Genomic DNA, 1,008 nt, shown 5'->3' on the forward strand with positions numbered 1-1,008 from the left:
TGATAAGATTTAGTTGTTCCATATGAACCCTTTCTAATGTGAGTTTCGTCGCTTTTCATTATAGGCCATATGGGACTTTTTTTCTACACTAAAAAAGGCTCCATAATCTCTACAGTGGATTTACCCACTACAGAAATTATAGAGCCTGTTGTTCTTGCTTTTTTGATGTTCAAAGCGAGGTAAATGCGTTTTTTAAAGTTGTCAAAGTTCCTATAACCAAAAGCGTTGCGTTTAATATCTTTGATGAGTTTAGTAGTTGCTTCAAGTTTAGCGTTAGAATAGGGAAGTTCAATGGCATTGGTAATGTATTTCTTATACCAAACGAAAGTTGTTAGAGTTGTTTTTAATGAGTGATTGAGTTGATGTAAAACTTCCTGAATTAATCCAAAAAATTATTCGGTATGCTGTTCTTGTAAGTGGAAAAGAAGTAATTGATAAAGGTTGTAGCATTTTTCAAGTTGCGGAACGTGTTTAAAAATCTTGTCTAAACACTCTTTAGGTGTTAGCGTTTCCCTGAAAGTCCTCGAATAAAAGGCATTAGGCGATAGTTTTCGACGATACTTTTGATGAGTTAGAACGCTGTAATGGATATTTGGATGTTTTAGAACATGTGCTTGATGTAGCTTCTTTTTGATATAAGGTCGAAAAAAGAATTGTTAAAGCTTGGAATAGTAAGCATCTTTGTTAAATTTTTAGAATTATTTCTAGGAATTTCTGCTCCTTACTGCTTTTTCTGTAAAAATAGTGTAAAATAGTAGGGAATGATTTAAAAGGTTTACAGGCCTTTAGATATTAAAAAACGAGAAGTGCTAAAATGATTTTAGTTACAGGTGCCAATGGGCAATTAGGAACAGAATTACGTTATCTTTTGGATGAACGTGGTGAGGAGTATGTAGCGGTTGACGTTGCAGAAATGGACATCACTAATGCTGAAAAAGTTGATGAAGTATTTGCACAAGTAAAACCAACACTTGTTTACCACTGTGCGGCATACACTGCGGTTGATGC

General features: G+C 34.3%; 1 protein-coding gene and 1 pseudogene. One reads left to right on the top strand and one right to left on the bottom strand.

The window, feature by feature from the left end; genetic code table 11:
• Positions 1-83: 83 nt before the first annotated feature.
• Positions 84-563: pseudogene (locus tag B3473_RS03945) on the bottom strand (transposase); the annotation flags it as partial.
• A gap of 251 nt (positions 564-814) precedes the next feature.
• On the opposite strand from B3473_RS03945, the gene B3473_RS03950 reads away from it, so the two are divergent.
• Positions 815-1,008, top strand: a 194-nt coding sequence (locus B3473_RS03950; protein ID WP_293674962.1) for a sugar nucleotide-binding protein, incomplete at its 3' end; no start/stop codon positions are given.

This window comes from Streptococcus sp. UBA632, assembly GCF_002300045.1.
GTDB lineage: Bacteria > Bacillota > Bacilli > Lactobacillales > Streptococcaceae > Streptococcus > Streptococcus alactolyticus.